The sequence below is a fragment of the Clostridium frigidicarnis genome, from assembly GCF_900111985.1.
Taxonomy (GTDB): Bacteria; Bacillota; Clostridia; order Clostridiales; family Clostridiaceae; genus Clostridium_Z; species Clostridium_Z frigidicarnis.
In genome coordinates this window covers 20,745-40,152 of sequence record NZ_FOKI01000006.1, presented here as the reverse complement: position 1 = coordinate 40,152, position 19,408 = coordinate 20,745, and the positions used below count along the sequence as shown (strand labels likewise).

The 19,408-nt window shown below is 26.7% G+C and carries 17 protein-coding genes and 1 other annotated feature; of the genes, 16 read left to right on the top strand and 1 reads right to left on the bottom strand.

Annotation, left to right across the window (positions count from 1 at the left end; genetic code table 11):
• Positions 1-3 precede the first annotated feature (3 nt).
• The 5 genes from BM119_RS04890 to BM119_RS04870 all read left to right on the top strand — a co-directional run bounded on the left by BM119_RS04890 (position 4) and on the right by BM119_RS04870 (position 5,054).
• Positions 4-633, top strand: coding sequence for an HAD family hydrolase (locus BM119_RS04890; protein ID WP_177199315.1), 630 nt, complete (start codon positions 4-6; stop codon positions 631-633).
• Between the two features lie 289 nt (positions 634-922).
• Entirely contained in the window at positions 923-1,795 is an 873-nt protein-coding gene (locus BM119_RS04885) for a DegV family protein (RefSeq protein WP_090039405.1), read from the top strand.
• A gap of 532 nt (positions 1,796-2,327) precedes the next feature.
• Complete coding sequence (locus BM119_RS04880; RefSeq protein ID WP_090039404.1) at positions 2,328-3,632, top strand: SPFH domain-containing protein; 1,305 nt, start codon at positions 2,328-2,330, stop codon at positions 3,630-3,632.
• Between the two features lie 23 nt (positions 3,633-3,655).
• Positions 3,656-4,342: a hypothetical protein gene (locus BM119_RS04875; RefSeq protein ID WP_090039403.1), complete on the top strand. Its 687-nt coding sequence runs from the start codon at positions 3,656-3,658 to the stop codon at positions 4,340-4,342.
• Between the two features lie 46 nt (positions 4,343-4,388).
• Complete coding sequence (locus BM119_RS04870) at positions 4,389-5,054, top strand: hypothetical protein (RefSeq protein ID WP_177199314.1); 666 nt, start codon at positions 4,389-4,391, stop codon at positions 5,052-5,054.
• A 202-nt stretch (positions 5,055-5,256) separates the two neighbouring features.
• Here the strand turns inward: BM119_RS04870 and BM119_RS04865 are convergent, their stop codons facing one another.
• The gene (locus BM119_RS04865; RefSeq protein ID WP_090039399.1) at positions 5,257-5,907 is read right to left on the bottom strand and encodes a glycosyltransferase; all 651 of its coding nucleotides are present in this window, start codon (positions 5,905-5,907) and stop codon (positions 5,257-5,259) included.
• 340 nt (positions 5,908-6,247) lie between these two features.
• Positions 6,248-6,508, top strand: a binding site (T-box leader).
• Positions 6,509-7,019: 511 nt separating this feature from the next.
• Here BM119_RS04865 and BM119_RS04860 point away from each other — a divergent pair.
• The 11 genes from BM119_RS04860 to BM119_RS04810 all read left to right on the top strand — a co-directional run bounded on the left by BM119_RS04860 (position 7,020) and on the right by BM119_RS04810 (position 19,407).
• The gene (locus BM119_RS04860; RefSeq protein WP_090039398.1) at positions 7,020-8,678 is read left to right on the top strand and encodes a glutamine--tRNA ligase/YqeY domain fusion protein; all 1,659 of its coding nucleotides are present in this window, start codon (positions 7,020-7,022) and stop codon (positions 8,676-8,678) included.
• A 515-nt stretch (positions 8,679-9,193) separates the two neighbouring features.
• The gene (gene alr / locus BM119_RS04855) at positions 9,194-10,360 is read left to right on the top strand and encodes an alanine racemase (RefSeq protein ID WP_423230997.1); all 1,167 of its coding nucleotides are present in this window, start codon (positions 9,194-9,196) and stop codon (positions 10,358-10,360) included.
• A gap of 15 nt (positions 10,361-10,375) precedes the next feature.
• A complete protein-coding gene (pdxR, locus tag BM119_RS04850) occupies positions 10,376-11,821 on the top strand; it encodes a MocR-like pyridoxine biosynthesis transcription factor PdxR (protein ID WP_090039396.1) in 1,446 nt (481 codons plus the stop codon).
• A gap of 248 nt (positions 11,822-12,069) precedes the next feature.
• Positions 12,070-12,945: an ABC transporter ATP-binding protein gene (locus BM119_RS04845; RefSeq protein ID WP_242948320.1), complete on the top strand. Its 876-nt coding sequence runs from the start codon at positions 12,070-12,072 to the stop codon at positions 12,943-12,945.
• A gap of 1 nt (position 12,946) precedes the next feature.
• Positions 12,947-13,744, top strand: coding sequence for an ABC transporter permease subunit (locus tag BM119_RS04840; RefSeq protein WP_177199313.1), 798 nt, complete (start codon positions 12,947-12,949; stop codon positions 13,742-13,744).
• A gap of 3 nt (positions 13,745-13,747) precedes the next feature.
• Positions 13,748-14,368 carry a TetR/AcrR family transcriptional regulator gene (locus tag BM119_RS04835; protein ID WP_090039391.1) on the top strand — a complete coding sequence of 207 codons (621 nt, stop codon included), beginning with the start codon at positions 13,748-13,750 and terminating at the stop codon, positions 14,366-14,368.
• Between the two features lie 72 nt (positions 14,369-14,440).
• Positions 14,441-15,112 (top strand): response regulator transcription factor, encoded by a 672-nt coding sequence (locus tag BM119_RS04830; protein ID WP_090039390.1) that lies wholly within the window; start codon positions 14,441-14,443, stop codon positions 15,110-15,112.
• A complete protein-coding gene (locus BM119_RS04825; RefSeq protein ID WP_090039388.1) occupies positions 15,112-16,179 on the top strand; it encodes a sensor histidine kinase in 1,068 nt (355 codons plus the stop codon). Before BM119_RS04830 ends, BM119_RS04825 begins: the two co-directional genes overlap by 1 nt.
• Positions 16,180-16,316: 137 nt before the next feature.
• Positions 16,317-17,069, top strand: a complete 753-nt coding sequence (locus BM119_RS04820) for an ABC transporter ATP-binding protein (RefSeq protein ID WP_090039386.1) — start codon at positions 16,317-16,319, stop codon at positions 17,067-17,069.
• The gene (locus BM119_RS04815; RefSeq protein WP_090039385.1) at positions 17,069-18,982 is read left to right on the top strand and encodes an FtsX-like permease family protein; all 1,914 of its coding nucleotides are present in this window, start codon (positions 17,069-17,071) and stop codon (positions 18,980-18,982) included. Before BM119_RS04820 ends, BM119_RS04815 begins: the two co-directional genes overlap by 1 nt.
• Positions 18,983-19,209: 227 nt before the next feature.
• Positions 19,210-19,407 (top strand): helix-turn-helix transcriptional regulator, encoded by a 198-nt coding sequence (locus BM119_RS04810; protein ID WP_090039383.1) that lies wholly within the window; start codon positions 19,210-19,212, stop codon positions 19,405-19,407.
• Position 19,408: the final 1 nt, after the last annotated feature.

The following is a 19,408-nucleotide window of genomic DNA, read 5'->3' as shown; positions in this document are numbered from 1 at the left end:
AAAATGTATAAGTGGATAATATTTGATGTAGATGGAACATTAATAGAAACTTCTTTTTCCAATATGATTGGATTAAAAATAACTATGAAGAAAAAATATAATAAAGAATATTCAGAGGATGAATTAAGAAAATATATGGGTATACCTGGAGATGATGCTTTAAGAAATCTTGGAGTAAAAGAAGATGAAATAACTTCAGCATGGAATTTTTGGGAAGATAATGTTAGAAAAAATGCACATAAAAACTATATATTTAAAGGTGTTAAAGAAATGTTAGAAGAATTAAAAAATAAATATTCTTTAGCAATAGTAACATCCAAGACACATAAACAACTTAAAGATGATTTTATAGATAAAGGTCTTAGTGAATATTTTAAGTTATGGATTTGTAAAGAAGATACAACATGTCATAAACCTAATCCAGAACCATTATTAAAAGCTTTAGAAAAATCTAACGCAAAGGTTGAAGAAGCAATATATATAGGGGATGCTTCTGTTGATTATAAAGCAGCAACAGCAATAAACATGAGTTTTGCGCAGTTTAGATTTATGGATAAGTATGAAGAGATAGATTGTCCTCTTATATTTAAAAATTCAAAAGATGTATTAACCTATTTTAATATATCAAAATAATATGTGTTTTCCATTAAATGTTAGATAATTCAAGGAATAATACTATAATCTATACTTTTTATGAAATATAGGTTATAGTATTATTAAGATAAATAAATATAAAAATTAGTATATAAATAATCGCTTTAATATAATATGGAGAATTAAAAAATGTTAAAAATATAAAAAATGTCTATATAGAAAACCTTAAAAAAACCTTAAATATTATAAATAATGGACAATACAGAAGGAATAATTTATAATTTTAACGAAAACAAAAGTAAAAGCGTTGTAAATTATAGGAGGAAAAATGAAGGTAGAAATAATAATAGATTCATCATGTGATTTGCCAAGAGAGTATTTATTGGAAAATCATGTTAAAACAATAAGTTATAAATATGAAATAGACGGAGTAGAGTATACTGATGATTTTGGCAAAACTTTAAGCCATGAAAAGTTCTATAATCTTATAAAAGAAGGAAAAATGCCAAGAACATCACAAATTAATCAATATAGATATTCACAAGTATTTAGAGATATAATTAAAGAGGGAAAAGAGTTAATATACATATGTCTATCATCAGGGCTAAGTGGATCTTATAACAATGCTGTTATGGCAAAGAATGAAATTTTAGAAGAATTTCCCAATGCTAAAATTGCAGTTGTTGACTCTAAAGGAGCATCACTAGGAGAAGGTCTTTTAGGATACTATGCAATAGAAATGAAAAAGTCTGAAAAGACTTTTGAGGAAATAGTGAGATGGCTTGAGGAAAACAAAAATAGATTGAATTATTGGTTCGTTGTAGATGATTTAAACCACTTAAAAAGAGGTGGAAGAATTTCTTCTACTGCAGCAACAATAGGAACATTATTTTCTATAAAACCAATATTACATGTAAATATAGATGGTGAACTTAAAAATGTTGATAAAGTAAAGGGAAGAAAGAAATCTCTTAAAGTATTAAAGGATAAACTAATAGAAAGAATAGAAAATCCTGAGAATCAAGTTATAGGAATAGCTCATAGCGATGATTTAGAGGGAGCTTTGTATTTAAAAGATTTAGTATCATCTGAAATAAAAGTTAAAGATTTTATAATAAGTAATATAGGTTCTACAATAGGAACACATGTTGGAAATGGAACTGTTACTTTATTTTTCTTAGGTAAAGAAAAAAATTTATAATTCATCTAAGGCACACGAAAGAAAATAACAAGTCAAAGATGCCATATATATTTTGTGTCAGACAAGGAAGTGATATTAGTTCATATAATAGGCTATGGGTTAATATGGCTGACGCAGTATGATACAAAATAGACTAGCATATTGACTTGTTATTTTTTGAATGTGCCTTAATATAATACCCCTATTAAAAAGATATTATTATATATTTTTAATAGGGGTATTTTTATATCTTCAAAGTGTTTAATATTTGGTTGAAAGTAATCAAAATATTTAAAAAATTACAAGGGTATAGCTAAATATTGAAACATAAGAAAATAGTGGGTATAATATAATAAAGATAAAGTAGATTTTATTCAAAAGAAGTAAATTTAAATAAATCCTTCTTTAAATAGAGAGTAAAATTTATCAAACATCATAATAATCTTTAGGCATAAATTAAAAAATATTTAACATTTTTAATAAGATGGCTATTGGATAAATTATATAAGATGATTTATATAATAAATAGACTTATAGTTAAGGAGTGCTTTTTATGGGAATGATAAAAGTTGTAAAGTATAATGGGGGTCCAGATGTGTTTGCTTGGAAATACCCAAGTGAAGATTTAGGTAACTGGACTCAGTTAATAGTAAATGAATCACAGGAAGCTATTCTTTATAAAGGGGGACAAGCATTTGATTTGTTTGCAGCAGGTAGACATATATTAGATACTGCAAATATTCCATTACTTAATAATATAATAAACTTACCATTTGGAGGAGAGTCACCATTCACAGCTGAGGTATGGTATGTTAATAAAGCTTACTCACTTGATATTAAGTGGGGTACGCCAACGCCTATACAAATACAGGATCCAAAATATAAATTATTTGTTCCAGTCCGTTCTTTTGGACAATTTGGAATACAAATAGATGATTCAAGAAAGTTTTTGGGAAAGCTTGTGGGTACATTGTCTGTATTTGGTAAGGAAAGTATTATAAAGTATTTTAAAGGATTATATTTAACAAAAGTCAAAGATGCTATATCTAGCTTTTTTATAAAAAAGAAGATTAGTATTTTAGAAATTAATGCTTATTTAGAAGAAATATCTGAATACTTAAAAGAAAGTATATCGCCAGTAATGGATGAATATGGTGTGAAGCTAGTTAATTTTTATGTGAATGACATAAATGTTCCAGAGGATGACATAGCGGTTAGTAAATTAAAGGCAGCACTGGCCAAAAAGGCTGAAATGGATATAGTTGGATATGATTATGTTCAAGAACGTTCTTTTGATACATTGGAAGGGGCTGCAACTAATCCAGGAAGTGCTCAGGCATCTATGTTAGGAGCAAGTATTGGATTAGGAATGGGCACAGTTGTAGGAGGAGCACTAGGAAACCAAATTGGAGTAATATCACAAAATCTTAACACAAAATATGCAACAAAAGTGTGTCCAAATTGTAAAAATCAAATGGAAAGTGAAAAGCGTTTCTGTAGTTTGTGTGGATATGACACAAGCATTAACAAGGAAGAAAAGAAGAACAATGATGTTAAGATAAAATGTGATAAATGTGGTTGTGAGATAGGGCATAATATGAAGTTCTGTCCTCAATGCGGAGGAGTATATAATCCTTGTCCTAAGTGTAAGGAAGATGTTCCAGATGGAATGTCAATATGTCCAAAATGTGGCTTTGAAATGCCAAGACCCTGCCCAAAATGTGGGAATATCATAGAAAACAATAATGCTAAGTTTTGTATCGAATGCGGTTTTTCTCTTATAAAAAAATGTTCTAAGTGTAATGCTGAGATCAAAAATGATTCAAAGTTTTGTTCAGAGTGTGGTAATAAACTTTGATATAAGTAAACAAGGAGAAGATTATGACAAAAAAGAATAGGTTATCCATAATTCTTTTAATTGGATTAAGTATAATAATATTTCAATTAGTTAACTTTTTTACCGGAGATAAAATTGGTGCAAAAGTAGCTATAGATTATGTATCATTATTATTTAAATTAATTAGTGATGTTGTGGTTATAATTGGAGTTTTGTATACTGTTACTTCAAAATCTAAATCAATTTTTAAGGTAAGTTTAATTTCATCCCTAAGTATATATTGGGTTGTAACATTTATTTTATATTTATTTTTAAAAGGAGTACTAATAAACAATGTAGGTTTATTTATTATAATTGAGTTTAGTGCTCTATTTATATTATTAGTAATAATAATGTTTTTATCTAAATTTAGTTCAAAAGTATCTAAGGGGTCTTTAGAAATATCCTGGTTTGATAAGTGTGAAAATATAATATATAAGTTGTTAGCTAACCCCAATTGTCAAATTTATAAGGATGATTTAAATAAAATTTTAGAAGCTATAAAGTACAGTGATAAAGCTTCAACAGAATACAGAAAAGATAACGAAATTTATGAGAGAATAAATAAGATCTATGAAATGGTAGACTACTTCAATGATGAAAAAGAAATAAAGAATTCATTATCACAAATTTTATTATTAATAAAGGAAAGAAATACAATAGTCTTAAAATCAAAAAGAGGAAGTTTTTAATACGTTAAATAAATTGGAGAGGAAGTTTGTTTTGAATAATGTAAAAATGAGAAATGAAAAAAAGAATAATATGAATAATTTGGGTGAAAAATCAAATGACAAGCCTAAAAGTTGGGCATTTATAATATTTGTTACAATCTTTTTATGGCCTTTAGGATTATATTTTTTAAATAAGAAATTCCATGAAGAAAACTTATCTATTAATGTTACAAGCAATATGAAAAAATTAGCTTTAGGCCTAGTTGCAATAGGTATATTTGGAGCTTTGACTCCTCCGCCAGAACAGAATCCAAACCAAAATGTTATAGGTCCTATGATATTTTTAATTTTAGGAGGAGTAGCTGTATTTATATTTAGTAATAAATTAAAACAATATTCAATTAAATATCAAAAATATAATGCTATAATTAATACTGAAGGGGTAACTTCTATTGACAATATTGCGGCAACAGTGCAAGTGTCTTATGAAGTAGTTGTTAAGGATTTACAAGATATGATTAGTAGAGGCTATTTTAAAGATGCTTATATAGATGATGCAAATAGAGAAGTAAGATTATTAAATAAAAAATCACAGGAAAACATTAAAACACAAAGCAATAAACAAGAACAAGAAAAAGTTGTTGTTGCATGTAACGGATGTGGAGCTAATAACACAATTCTAAAAGGAACAGTAGGAGAATGTGAATATTGTGGCACATCAATAAAGGGCTAAGTTCTAAAAATTAAATAATATTAATTTATCTAACATTAAGATGGTGTAAAAAATAACATATCAATGGAGATATGTTATATAAAAATATAAAGTTTCTATGAAAACTTATTGTTTTCATAGAAACTTTTTTGTTAAGAAAATTTTTATGTAATTTTGATAAGTATTCATTCTAAAATTTTCAAATTACAATAAGTAAATATAATTATTTAAACTTTTCAGGAAATTGTTTCATTATTCCGTTTGAAAGCATATCAGCAAACATAAGCATATGATTTTCTCCTTTGTCATAAGCAGCTATATCTGCCTTCCAATCCTTATTTAATCTAGCGAGAACTTCATCTGTAGTTAATTGTAAGTGTTTGTATAACATATCCTTTAAATCTTTATTGGACCAGTTTGGATTTGCACTACTTAAAAACTCAGAAATCTTATCTGCATTTTCATACCAGTCTTTATTGTATTTCTCAAGGTCTTTTTTGTTTCCGTTTTTAGCAGCATCAACAACCTGACCGGCAATTGTAATATGTTCTCTTAAAAGCTTTGAAAGGTTATTTCCAGCTTCTTCTCCATAGTATGGTTTAATTGCATTTCCAATATCATCTTGATTTTTAAGAAGCCTTTGTAAAACAGCATCTTTATCTTCAAGGGATGCTAAATCACTTATTATAAAATTTCTAGTCCATAATACATGGTCACTCCAAAGTTTTCTTTCTGACATTTTTAAATCAACCTGAGATTTACTAAAACATGTTTCTTTAGAAGATTTATCTTCAGCACATTGAACTTTATAAGGTGTCATTAATAAAGTAAGGGATAGTAAAAGTGTTACTAAAACTGTAAAAAATTTTTTCATTTGCATTTTCTCCTATTCTTTTTTGTAATTCAAGTTTAGTTTATCCTAAATAAATAAAAATATTTATTTCAAAGCTTTCCAAGTGATAAGATTAAATTGATAATTTTGAAGTGATAAGTTTTAGAAGATTTATTTATGAATTTTAAAGTTTTTGTTTGTTTTCATTGAAAATAATAGCTTTGAGAATTACAAATTTAGAGAAAGCTTGTTGACTTAAAAAGAATTATCTTATATAATCTTGTTAATTAGATAGAATTCACATTTATATAAAAAGTATATTAATTAACTTTAGAGGTTAAAATACTTTTTATAAGAAAATAGATATAAATTAATAATATATTTTATTGCTATGATGAGAAAAGTAAATAAGAAAATTCTTTTAAAGAGAGCTCTGGTAGCTGAAAAAGAGTAAAGAATGACTTATTGAAACAAGACTCTGAGCTTCATACGGATCTTTAATTTAAAGTGATGATATGACGTTTGTTCACGTTACAGAACTAGAGTATAAGTATTTAAATAAGGTACAGTACTTGAAAAGGTTAATATGGTAACATATTAATAAATTAGGGTGGCACCACGAAAGTTAGCTCTCGTCCTTAAGATTTTATAATCTTAAGGGCGGGAGTTTTTTATTGTATAGAAAATTATAGAAAATTTTAATTCTAAAATGCTGATAAAACCTAGGGTTAAAGGGTTTTTGAATTGAAAATTGAGAATTTATAATGAAGTTGTATCTGTTGATAGCTTTAATAAACATTGAATATGTATAGTCTTTTTTAAATGTGAAAGTGGAATGTGGAAAGTTGAGAGTGAAGGATGTAATCTTCTTAGGAAGATTTCTAAAATAAAAAATAATTTTCAAGAAAATCTAAGATTTTCAACTTCCAGAAAAGTGCAAAATTAAGATGAGGATGTGATTAAATGGGGCAGGAAAAATATTCTCTTTAAAAAGTTTCAGCTTCCTTCAAATTTACCAGCGAAGTATCAAATGAAGAATCTTATATGAAAAGAATATACAATGTAACAGTTTCTTTAAATATAGGATTTAAAACCATATTAAACTGCTAAGGCACATTCAAAAAAATAAAATATGAAATTTGGAGGAAAATAATATGTGTAATGATAAGGAAAATTTAAATTTTATAGATAGACTAGTTAAGATAGATTTAGAAGAAGGTGTATGTAAAGAGATTCATACTAGGTTTCCACCAGAGCCAAATGGATATCTTCATATAGGAAGTGCTTATGCAATAAATATAAGTTATTCTTTAGCTAAAAAGTATAATGGTAAGTTTAATTTAAGATTTGATGATACAAATCCTCAAAAAGAGGATATTGAGTTTGTTGAATCAATTAAAGATGACATGAAGTGGTTAGGATTTGACTATGAAGATAGGCTGTTTTATGGTTCAGATTATGGAAATGAAATTTATGAGTATGCTATATATCTTATAAAGAAAGGAAAAGCTTATGTTTGTGATTTAAGTAGTGATGAAATAAGAGAATTTAGAGGAACATTAACTACAAAAGGTAAAAATAGTCCTTATAGAGAGAGAACTATAGAAGAAAATTTAGATTTGTTTTATAAAATGAAAAAGGGATGTTTCAAAGAAGGGGAAAGAGTATTAAGAGCTAAAATAGATATGGAAAGCCCCAATATGAATATGAGAGATCCTGTTATATATAGAATATCATATACTCCTCATTATAAAACAAAGGATCAATGGTGCATTTATCCAATGTATGATTATGCTCACCCAATACAAGATTATACAGAGGGTATCTCACATTCTTTATGTTCAGCTGAGTTTAAGGATCATAGACCTTTATACGAATGGGTTATAAATGAATTAGATTTAGAAAAAAATAAACCAAGACAAATAGAATTTGGAAGAATGAATCTAAGCGGAGTTGTTACAAGTAAAAGATATTTAAAAGCACTTGTAGCAAACAAAACTGTAGATGGGTGGGATGATCCAAGACTTCCAACTATAAAAGGCTTAAGAAGAAGAGGATATACAAGAGAATCTATTATAAACTTTTTAGGAGAAATAGGAGTGTCAAAAAGTGAAAGTGTTGTAGATGTAGCAATGTTGGAACATTCATTAAGGCAAGACTTAAAAGGTAAAGCACCTTCTATTATGGCGGTTTTAGATCCTATAAAAGTTGTTGTTACAAATTTACAAGATGATTATATTGAATATTTGGATGGAGACAATAACTCTGAAAATGAAGAAATGGGAAAAAGAAAAATTCCATTTACTAAGAACTTATATATTGAGAGAGAAGATTTTAGTGAGAATCCACCTAAGAAATATAATAGGTTAATCCTTAATGGTGAGGTAAGACTTAAGCATGGTTATTTTATTAAATGTAATGAAGTAATAAAAAATGAGAATGGAATAATAACAGAATTAAGATGCACCTATGACCCTGAAACAAAAAGTGGAACTGGATTCACAAAAAGAAAAGTAAAGGGAACAATTCATTGGGTAAGCCAAGAACATGGGACTCCTTGTGATATAAGGATTTTTAATAGCTTATTCACAGAGGTTCCTTCAAGTGATAATCTGTTTGAGGTTCTAAATCCGAACTCCATTGAAATAAAGAACAATGCTTTTGTTGAAAGTGCAGCACTTGATTTAGGATATGAAGGAAGATTCCAATTTATAAGACATGGATATTTTATAAAAGATTTTAAATTAAGTAATGATGATAAACTAGTCTTTAATAAGATAGTAGCTTTAAAAAGTTCTTATAAAGGTAACTAATTAAGTGACAAATTATATTTGTAAATATTAAAAGACAAAATAAAAGTCATGGGTGATAAGATTAATGAATTTCTAATTTAAGATTAAAGAAAAGATATTTAGTTGGCTATGCTTTTATATTTAGAGAAAAATATAGATTATACATGTTAGGGTAACCACTACTTTGTGAAATTAACAAGGGAGTGGTTCTTCTTTTTATATAGTATTTTCTTATAATAGTATTATAGAGAAAATGACAAACTTTGAATAATAACAACTTTTAGAAAGTGAGAATAAGGGGGGATTTTGTTTCTTGTTTGTAATATAGACTTGATGAATATTAGATAAAATGATTATTGATATAGACTAGCATAGTGACTTGCTATTTTTTGAATATGCCCTATGTAAACTAACTTTTGTTAAGATAAGGTTATTGTATAATTTTATTAGAAGTTTAGTTTTTAGTGCCATTAAAATAGAGATAATTATTGTAGCTTAAATATAGAAAATAAAAAATAAATTAGAGGTGCGAATAGATGAATATAAATATAAATATTAGACCTGTATGGGCTGAAATAGATTTAGATGCAATTGCTTATAATATGAGACAAGTTAAAAACCTAGTTAAAGATAAAGAAATAATAGGAGTAATCAAAGCTGATGCTTATGGACATGGAGCTATTGATGTGGCTCCAGTACTATTAGATAATGGTGCTACAAAATTAGCAGTAGCAGTTATAACGGAAGCTATTGAACTTAGAAATTCTGGCATTGAAGCTCCTATGATGATTTTAGGATATACTCCTATAGATTTTGCAAAAGATATTATCGTATATGACATAGAGCAAACAGTATATAATTTAGAATATGCAAAAGAACTTTCAAAAGCTGCAAAGGAAATAGGCAAAAAAGCTAAGGTTCACATTGCCTTAGATACAGGAATGGGAAGACTAGGATTTTTACCAAATGAGAAAAGCTTTAATGATGTGATGGAAATATGCTCTTTAGATGGGCTTATAGTAGAAGGAATATTTACCCATTTTGCAACTGCAGATGCCGAAAATAAAGACTATACCCATAAGCAGTTTTTTAAGTTAAAAGATTTTTACAATAGACTTTTACTTAAGGGAATTAATATACCACTAAAGCATGCGGCTAATAGTGGTGCTATAATAGATTTAGAAGAGACCTATTTAGATGGAGTAAGAGCTGGTATAATATTATATGGATACTATCCTTCTAATCATGTAAAAAAAGAAAAATTATCATTAAAAATTCCTCTTACATTAAAGACTAAAGTTGCTTATGTTAAAAAGTTAGATAAGGACATGTATATAAGTTATGGTCAAACTTTTAAAACTGAAAGAGAAAGCATAATAGCCACATTACCAATAGGTTATGCAGATGGGTATTCAAGACTTTTAAGTGGAAAAGCTAAAGTTATAATAAATGGAAAATTTGCAAAGGTAGTAGGATCAATTTGTATGGATCAATGCATGATAGATATAACAGATGTTGGAGAAGTTAAGGTAGGAGATGAAGTTATCTTAATAGGAGAATATGAAGATTTAAAAATAACTGCAGATGATATAGCAGAAATGATGGGTACAATTAATTATGAGATTATTTGTATGCTTAAGCAAAGGGTTCCTAGAGTGTATATAGAAAATGGAGAAGTTACGAAAATAAGAAATTATATATAAAATGGAGGTGGATTTTTGATTTTTTCATCATTTAAAATTAATAGCGAAGAAAAGATACACCTACAAATAGAACAGCATATAAAGGACAATATAGAAAAAGGGATTTTACAAAAGGGAAGTAAGTTGCCATCAACTAGAGAAGTAAGTAAATTACTTGGAATAAGTAGGAATTCAGTGGTGATATCTTATGAAAATTTAGAAAGTGAAGGAATCATAAAAAGCTTAAAAGGAAAGGGTACTTTTGTATCCATAGAATCAAAGGTTGTTAATGGCGACCTTACTATAGATTGGGAAAATATGATTAATGATTATGGGAGTAAGTGCAAGGAACTAGATATAATAAAAACTGAACTTCCTTGGAAAAAGGGAATGATTTCATTTAAGAGTATTGCCCCAGATGAAAGTTTGTTTGATTTAGAAGAGTTCAAAAGATGCTTTTTAAATGTGTTTTCCTTGGAGGGAGAAAAACTACTGAACTATGGATATGCAAAGGGATATAAGCCTTTAATTGAATATATTAAGGGATATATGCAAAAAAAAGGTGTAGATGTAGAGGGGAAAGATATATTAATAACCAATGGTTTTACAGAAGGATTTGATATATTATTAAGCTCACTAACTGAAAAGGGTGATATTATAGCATGTGAGGAACCTACACATAATACAGCACTAAAAATAATGAAGTGTCATGGATTAGATATATTATCAATTCCTATGAAAAGTGATGGAATTGACATAGAAATATTAGAAGAAACGCTAAAAAACAATCCACCTAAATTATTATATCTTATACCGTCATATCATAATCCAACTGGAATAGTTATGAAGGGTGAAAAGAGACACCAAGTATATAAAATTTGTGAAAAATACAAAGTTCCAATATTAGAAGATGGGTTTAATGAGGAATTATTGTATTCAAGTTCCCATGTACCGCCTTTAGCATCTCTATGTATGAAAGGCAATGGAATTGTATATATAGGGAGCTTTTCAAAGATACTTTTTCCAGGATTAAGAATAGGATGGATATTAGCTGATGAAAAACTTATAGATAATTTAGAAAGTGTAAAAAGAGCAAGAACCATACATTGTTCTTTTTTGGATCAAGCTATGTTTCACAAATATATGGAAAGTGGAGCATTTACTAGATACATGAAAAAGGTTAGAAAGCATTATAAAGATAAATACAATTTTACATTAGAACAAGTAAAAAAACATATTCCTCATGAGTATATATTAGGTGAAGGAGGTCTTCACATTTTTATAAAACTTAAAGGGGTTAATGGAAGAGAAGTTCTAAAGCATTGTTACGAAAAAGGTGTAGTTTTTATGCCAGGAGATGTTTTTTATAACAATAGAAATGGGTCAGAAACTATAAGGATAGGATTCTCAAGGGTGAATGAAGAGGATATAGAAAAAGGAATAAAAATTATTGGAGAGGTTGTAAAAGATTTAGGAATATGAAAGAAAAGAATAAGTCAAAGATGACACGAAACAAACTAGAATACTGAAGTATTATTTTTAAATGTGCATTAATTAATAATAAAATATCACTAGCAAAAGACATGTAAATTTCATTTGAATTTACATGTCTTTTTTTATTTAACAACAATAATAAATTAAAAAATAATACACAAAATTTTTATTGACCACTCGGTCAAAATTTAATATAATATGACCAAGTGGTCATTAAAATAAGGATGGTGTTAATATTGGGAAAAGTTCTAGAGATAATTAACTTGAAAAAATATTATGGAAAAAGTAAAGGGGTAGAAAATATTTCTTTTAATGTTAATAAGGGAGAGGTTTTTGGATTAATAGGACCAAATGGAGCAGGTAAATCTACTACAATAAGAGCTATACTAGGACTTATTAAAAAAACAAGTGGTGAAATAAAAGTATTTGGAGAAGAAATAGAGGGAAGAGAAAAGGATATAAGAAAACGTATAGGGTATCTTCCATCGGAATGTAATTTTTACGGAGATATGAGAGTTAAGGAGTTATTAAAATATTCTCAAGAATTATATAAAAATAAAGAAGTGAAAATTGAAGATTTAGCAGAAAGATTACAGTTAGATTTAAATAAAAAAATAGAAGATTTATCTTACGGTAATAGAAAAAAAGTGGGAATAATAGATACACTACTTTCTAATGGTGATTTGTTTATATTTGATGAAGCAACGGGAGGTCTTGATCCATTAATTCAGGAAGAGTTTTTTAAAATATTAGAACAGTTAAAGTTTAGAGGGAAAACTATAATTTATTCAGCTCATGTATTAAGTGAAGTTCAAAGACTATGTGATAGGGTTGGAATAATAAAAAATGGGAATTTAATAAAGGTTGATGAAATTGATTCCTTAAGAGAAATTAATTTTAAAAGGGTATCTTTAATTACTGAAAACATAAATATAAAAAATATAGATAATATTTGGGATTATAAAGAAAGTAATGGAAGAATTTCTTTTAACTATAGTGGAGATGATAGAAGTCTTTTAAAAGAAATATTAATAGGGGATTTTAATGATTTAACAATTGAAAATCCAACATTAGAAGAAGTATTTTTAAAATATTATGAGAGGGAGATATAATATGGTAGCTATAATAAAAAGAGAGCTTAAAGCTAATATAAAAGGATTAATTTTATGGACAATAATTATATCATTAGTTGTAATTATGATGATAGGTTCTTTTGAAGCTATGAAGAATGATATGGAGGCAATGAATGAGTTAATGAAATCATTGCCTCAGACATTGCTTAAGGCTTTCGGCATGGAGAGTTTAGATATGAATACCATTGAGGGCTTTTATGCAAGCAAAGGTCATTTAACAACAGCTTTAGTAGGTACAATATATGCAGTATATTTATCTTCATCATTACTTGTAAAGGAAGAAGACCAAAAAACTAGTGAGTATTTATTAAGTAAGCCAATATCCAGAAAAGAAGTATATTTATCAAAAGCTATTAGTTTTTTCATCATAATTACACTATTTGATATAATTATAAGTGGTGTTATGGCTTTAGGCATATACTCATTTGCGAATAATAGTGTTGATGGGAAGGTGGTTTTACTACTTGGTATATCTCCTTATATACTACATTTAACATTTGGATACCTTTGTTACTTCTTATCTGTATTTTTTAAAAAGCTAAGATCATCATTAGGAATGGCATTAGGTATTGTATTTTTATCTTATATTTTATCTGTTTTAGGAAATATAACAGACTCGTTAAGTTTTTTAAAGGATGTTAGCTTTTTTAGCTATATAGATATAAATTCTGTAGTAATAGATAAATCAATAGGTAGTGGTCATTTAATAGTTATGGCTATTACTTTAATTATTTCATTAATTTTAGGAAAGATAATATATGAAAGAAAGGACTTTTAATATATGATTCAAGGAAATTTACAAAAGGAGAAAGAAGATAAAATTTATAAGGAAGCTCTTAAGGAATTTGCCCAAAATGGATATGATAAAGGATCTACAAACACCATAGTTAAAGAAGCCGGAATTTCTAAAGGAGCATTATTTAATTATTTTAAAAACAAAAGAAGGTTATATTTATATGTCGTAAATAGAGCTTTAAAGGAGTTAGAACAAGTTTTTTTAGAAGATATAAAAAGTGTATCCTATGATATTTTTGAAAGAATAGCTGAAATTTGTGAATATAAGGTTAAATTAGCATTAAAGTTCCCTATGGAAAGTACAATTACAATGGAAGCTTTTGGAGTAAAGTTTGAAGATTTTCAAGATGAACTTAAAAGTGAATATGATAGATATGTAGAAATAAGCAATAAATTACTTTTAGAAAATATTGATTATAGCAAGTTCAAAGAAGAAGTAGATGTAAAAGCAGTTTTTGAAATGTTATTATATATATCAGAAGGGTTTAGTAAAAAAATAATGGCCACTTATGGATCAAATTATAATGTAATCATGAATAATAGAGAGAAAATCAATAAAGAGTTTTCTAGATTTGTAGAGATAATCAAAAATAGTGTATATAAATAACTGATTAAAAGGGGGATAGATTCAGTAAAGGATTAATACTTGTTAAAAGTAATCTCTTATTGAAAATAAAAAATGAAAAGTGTTTTACTAATAGAGGATGATATTGCATTAAGCAAAGAAATAAAATTAGTATTAGAAAAGTGGGGATATGAAGTTAATCTAATAAATGATTTTCAAAATATAATGAAAGAGTTTATAAATACAAATCCTCATCTTGTAATAATGGATGTGAATTTACCATTTTTTGATGGGTTTTATTGGTGTTCTAAGATAAGGGAAGTATCTAAGACACCTATAATTTACTTATCATCTAGAGATTCAAATATGGATGTAATAATGGGAATAAATAATGGGGGAGATGATTATATAACAAAGCCTTTTTCAGAGGATCTACTAATTACTAAAATAAGTGCTGTACTTAGAAGAACTTATGATTATAGTAAAGATAATAGTTATCTTATATATTGTGAGGATTTGATTTTAGATGTTGAAAAAGGTGAAATAAATTATAAAAATAATAAACTAGATTTAACAAAAAATGAAATTAGAATATTAGCATTACTTATGAAAAGTAAAGGAAAAGTTGTTAGTAGAGAAAAGCTTATGATGAGTCTTTGGGAAGATGATGAATTTGTAAATGATAATGCTTTAACTGTAAATATAAATAGAATTAGAAACAGACTTAAAGAAATAGGAATTAAAGATTTCATAAAAACAAAGAAAGGAATAGGATACATAATATAATGAATTTAAAAAGATTCTTTAAGGAAAGAATATTAGAATTAAGTTGTTTTATTTGTATATTATTAATTTTAAATGGGTACTTAGTTTCTTCAAATTTTTTTCAAGGAAAATACAGTGAGCTGTATTATTTAAATTTTGTTATTGTAACATGTTATTTATGTTTTTTTACTGTTGAATATATAAAGTGGAAGAAAAAATTTTATTATATATATAATAGTGTTATTGAAAATAAGGATGTTTCTAGAGACTTTGAAGTTGGACAAACTTTAGAAGAAGAAATTATAAAAAGAGTAATTGATGAAAAAGAGAATAAGATTAATATTGAATGTAGAAAGATTGAAAATAATTTAGTGGATTTAGATGAATATATAGCTAAGTGGGTACATGAAATAAAGCTACCTATATCAGTTTTAAATATGATACTTGAGCGGATTGATGATTTAGAGATTTCAAGTAGTTTAAAATGTGAAACAGAGAAAATTAATTTTTTAGTTAATTCCATGTTATATGGAAGTAGAACTACTAGCTCATGTGAAGATATTTTTATTAAAGAAACCAATATAAAGAATTTAGTTAAAAAGTCAATTAAGAATAACTCATTTTTTCTTATAAAGAAGCATATTGATATTAAATTAGATAGTTTAGATTATAATGTTTATACTGATGGAAAGTGGGTAATTTATATTTTGGATCAAATTATAAGTAATGCTATAAAGTATGTTGGAATAAATGGAGAAATAAAATTTTATTGTGAAGAAACAGAGAATTCTATAATTTTAAAAGTAAGAGATAATGGAATTGGAATAGTTGTAGAAGATTTAGAAAGAGTGTTTGATAAAGGCTTTACTGGGAATAATGGAAGAAATAATGTATATAAATCAACAGGTATGGGATTATATTTTTCAAAAAAGATTTTAAATAAATTAGGGCATAAAGTAGAAGTTAAATCTTCAAAGGGTGAGTACACAGAATTAAACATACATTTTTATAAAATATCAGACTATCTTAATCCCATAGTAAACTCACATAGCAAAGGTATGTTTCAAAAATGTAATATTAGAGATTAAAAAGTAATGTTAACATAGAGAATATAACTTACAAAAGTATTAAACTTTAATTAAGGCACATTCAAAAAAGTAACAAGTCAGTATGTTTTACTTGTTATTTTCTTTCATGTACCTAAAGTTTAATTTGGAGGTAAGAGATGAAAAATATATTAAAGATAAAAGGAGTAAGCAAAGAATACGGTATTAGGGGATTTAAAACTAAGGTTTTAAATAATATTAATTTAGAAGTAAATGAAGGAGCATTTCTATCAATAATGGGACCTTCAGGAGCAGGAAAAACAACCTTATTAAATTTAATGTCTACAATTGATAGGCCAACCAGTGGTGAAATATTACTTGATGGATTTGACGTTACAAAAGTAAAGAATAAAGAATTATCAAAAATAAGAAGAGATAAGATAGGTTTTATATTTCAAGATTATAATCTTCTTGATAACATGACTCTAATGGATAATATAGCTTTACCACTGGCATTAGGTAGAAAAAAGACAAAACATATAGAAGAAAGTGTTAAAAAAATATCAAAAAAATTTGGGCTTTATGATCACTTAAACAAATATCCTTATGAATTATCAGGCGGACAAAAACAAAGAGGAGCAGCAGCAAGAGCTTTAATAACGAATCCAAAGGTTATTTTTGCAGATGAACCAACGGGGGCATTAGATTCTAGGTCATCAACGGATTTGTTAGAGTGTTTGAAAAAGGTAAATGAAGAGGAAAAAGCAACAATTATAATGGTTACTCATGATGCATTAACAGCTAGTTATTCTAAGGAAGTGTATATGCTTAGTGATGGAAATGTAAGATGTAAACTTAATAATGGAGGAAATAGAAAAGAGTTTTACGGAAAGATAATTGACATGTTAGCCTCTATTGGAGGTAATCTATAATGAGTATATTTAGTATAGCCTTCAATAATTTTAAGAATAATATAAAGTTATATACAATGTATTTTATTGCAATGATTTTTTCAGTAATAATCTTATTTAATTTTGAAACCTTTATATATGGAGATACATTAAAATATTTAGGAGATATTAATGAAAATTATTGTGAAATAATGATTAAATTAATAATGACAATATTAATTGTATTTATGTTTTTCTTTATTTGGTATTCAACAAATACATTTTTAAGAAAAAGAAAAAAGGAAATAGGTATTTATGCATTTAGTGGACTAGATTCCTTTGTTATTGGGAAAATATATTTTGTTGAAAATATGATGATAGGAGTATTTTCTTGTGTTATTGGAATTGTTGTAGGAGCTATCTTATCCAAGTTTTTTCAAATGATAGTATTAAAAATTGCTGGATATTCTTTAGAAGTTTCATTTGATGTTACTCCTAATTCAATCATTTATACGGTTATAACATTTTTAATAATATTCTTTATAGTAACAACTCATGGTTTTATAAGCATTTATAGAAGTAAGATAATAGAACTATTAAATGCAAGTAAAAAATATGATAAAATGCCTAAAATAAATTTTGTTATGTATGTTGTAGCTATAGCTTCTATAGGGGTGATAGCGCTAGGATATTATTATTCAACTAAAGCAGTATCAGTTAATATGAAATATTTCCTGTATAGTGTAATTTTAATAATTATAGGTACATACGGTTTTTTTGGAGCTATGATGCCTATTATATTTAAATTTTTAACAAATAGAAAAGATATTTTATATAAAGGAGAAAATATAATTAGTATAAACAATATGGCTTATAGATTTAAAAGAAACTATAAGGTATATGCTATGGTAACCATAATAATATGTAGTACAATAACTTGCTTAGGAGCTGCGGTAACTATTAAATATAGTCATGATGAGTATGTTAATAGAGACTCAATGTATACATTCTCATTCTTTTCATCTGAAAATATAGAGAAAGAAAAAATAAACAATAAAGTAAAAGAGAAAAATGATATAAAATATGAATTTCAATGTCCAGTAGTATTTTGTGATAAAAATGTTTCAACTAACGGTCAGTTAAATGATGACAGTGTTTTAGTTGTAAATTATGAAGATGTAGTAAAAATATTAGAGATAACAGGTCAAGATAATGTATTAAAAGCCTTAAGGGAAGGTAATGTAACTAAAAATAATATAACATATATATATAAAACTGGAAATTTAGGAGCTATAGAAATTGGAAATCCCACTACAGAGTATCACATTGGAAATAACACTTATAATATAGGTGAGAAAATACATGCTGGAGTTTTTGGAAGTATATTAGATATAAATATGATAGTAGTAGATAAAGAAGAATTTTTAAAACTAAAGCCAATGGGAAAGACTGGAGAGTTTTATGGTATAAAGGTTAAGGATGAATATAAATTAGAGGATTTATGGAATGACTTAAAATCTAGTATAGACAAAAAGACAACAGGAGGTTATTATTATGTTGAACATTTAGACAGGATTAAATGGATGAAGTTTGCTTATGCAATAGGAGGATTTTTGTTCTTAGTATTTATTCTTTCTTCAGGAAGTATTATATATATGAAAATATACAATGATGCTAGTGAAGATAAAGATAAATATAATATGTTAATAAAGATTGGTATTGCAAAAGAAGATATAAATAAAGCTATACAAAGAGAAGTTAAATTATTTTATATTATACCTCTTAGTTTAGCTTTATTACACAGTTATTTTGCAATAAATATATTAAGTGAATTGTTAAAAATTAGTATTATAAAAACTTATTTTTTAACAATAGCTATTTGTATTGTTGTTTTTTCGGTAATGTATGTATGTTCAGTAAAAGTATTTAAAAAAATAGTAGCAATAGATGGATAATAACCACATTAGATTAATTTATATAAATTCATATGGAAGAAGAACATAACATAAATGTAGATTTATATATAATAATTAAGGTATGTAGTGAAAGTAAACTACATGCCTCTTTATTCTATGTTAATTTCATAATTTTATGTAAAGCTAACTTGACATGTAATGTAAAGTAAACTATACTTTAAATGTAAACCTAACTTTACATTAGTTTGTGTTTTAAGGAGGTAAATGTGAAAAATATTATAAAAAACTTAAGAAACGAGAATGATATGACACAAGAAGAACTGGCAAAATTATGTAATGTCAGTAGACAAACTATAATATCTTTAGAGAATGGAAAATATAATCCATCAATAAGTTTAGCACACAAGATAGCGGTAATATTTAATAGTACCATTGAGAAAGTATTTATATTTGAGGAGGAATAAA

Bases quoted from the DNA above. Each gene is read 5' to 3' on its own strand.
- BM119_RS04840 (WP_177199313.1), top strand. From the start codon at position 12,947: ATGGTAGCTATAATAAAAAGAGAGCTTAAAGCTAATATAAAAGGATTA.
- BM119_RS04875 (WP_090039403.1), top strand. From the start codon at position 3,656: ATGACAAAAAAGAATAGGTTATCCATAATTCTTTTAATTGGATTAAGT.
- BM119_RS04825 (WP_090039388.1), top strand. From the start codon at position 15,112: ATGAATTTAAAAAGATTCTTTAAGGAAAGAATATTAGAATTAAGTTGT.
- BM119_RS04820 (WP_090039386.1), top strand. From the start codon at position 16,317: ATGAAAAATATATTAAAGATAAAAGGAGTAAGCAAAGAATACGGTATT.
- BM119_RS04830 (WP_090039390.1), top strand. From the start codon at position 14,441: ATGAAAAGTGTTTTACTAATAGAGGATGATATTGCATTAAGCAAAGAA.
- BM119_RS04835 (WP_090039391.1), top strand. From the start codon at position 13,748: ATGATTCAAGGAAATTTACAAAAGGAGAAAGAAGATAAAATTTATAAG.
- BM119_RS04890 (WP_177199315.1), top strand. From the start codon at position 4: ATGTATAAGTGGATAATATTTGATGTAGATGGAACATTAATAGAAACT.
- BM119_RS04865 (WP_090039399.1), bottom strand. From the start codon at position 5,907: ATGAAAAAATTTTTTACAGTTTTAGTAACACTTTTACTATCCCTTACT.
- BM119_RS04815 (WP_090039385.1), top strand. From the start codon at position 17,069: ATGAGTATATTTAGTATAGCCTTCAATAATTTTAAGAATAATATAAAG.
- BM119_RS04870 (WP_177199314.1), top strand. From the start codon at position 4,389: ATGAGAAATGAAAAAAAGAATAATATGAATAATTTGGGTGAAAAATCA.
- BM119_RS04860 (WP_090039398.1), top strand. From the start codon at position 7,020: ATGTGTAATGATAAGGAAAATTTAAATTTTATAGATAGACTAGTTAAG.
- BM119_RS04885 (WP_090039405.1), top strand. From the start codon at position 923: ATGAAGGTAGAAATAATAATAGATTCATCATGTGATTTGCCAAGAGAG.
- alr (WP_423230997.1), top strand. From the start codon at position 9,194: ATGAATATAAATATAAATATTAGACCTGTATGGGCTGAAATAGATTTA.
- BM119_RS04880 (WP_090039404.1), top strand. From the start codon at position 2,328: ATGGGAATGATAAAAGTTGTAAAGTATAATGGGGGTCCAGATGTGTTT.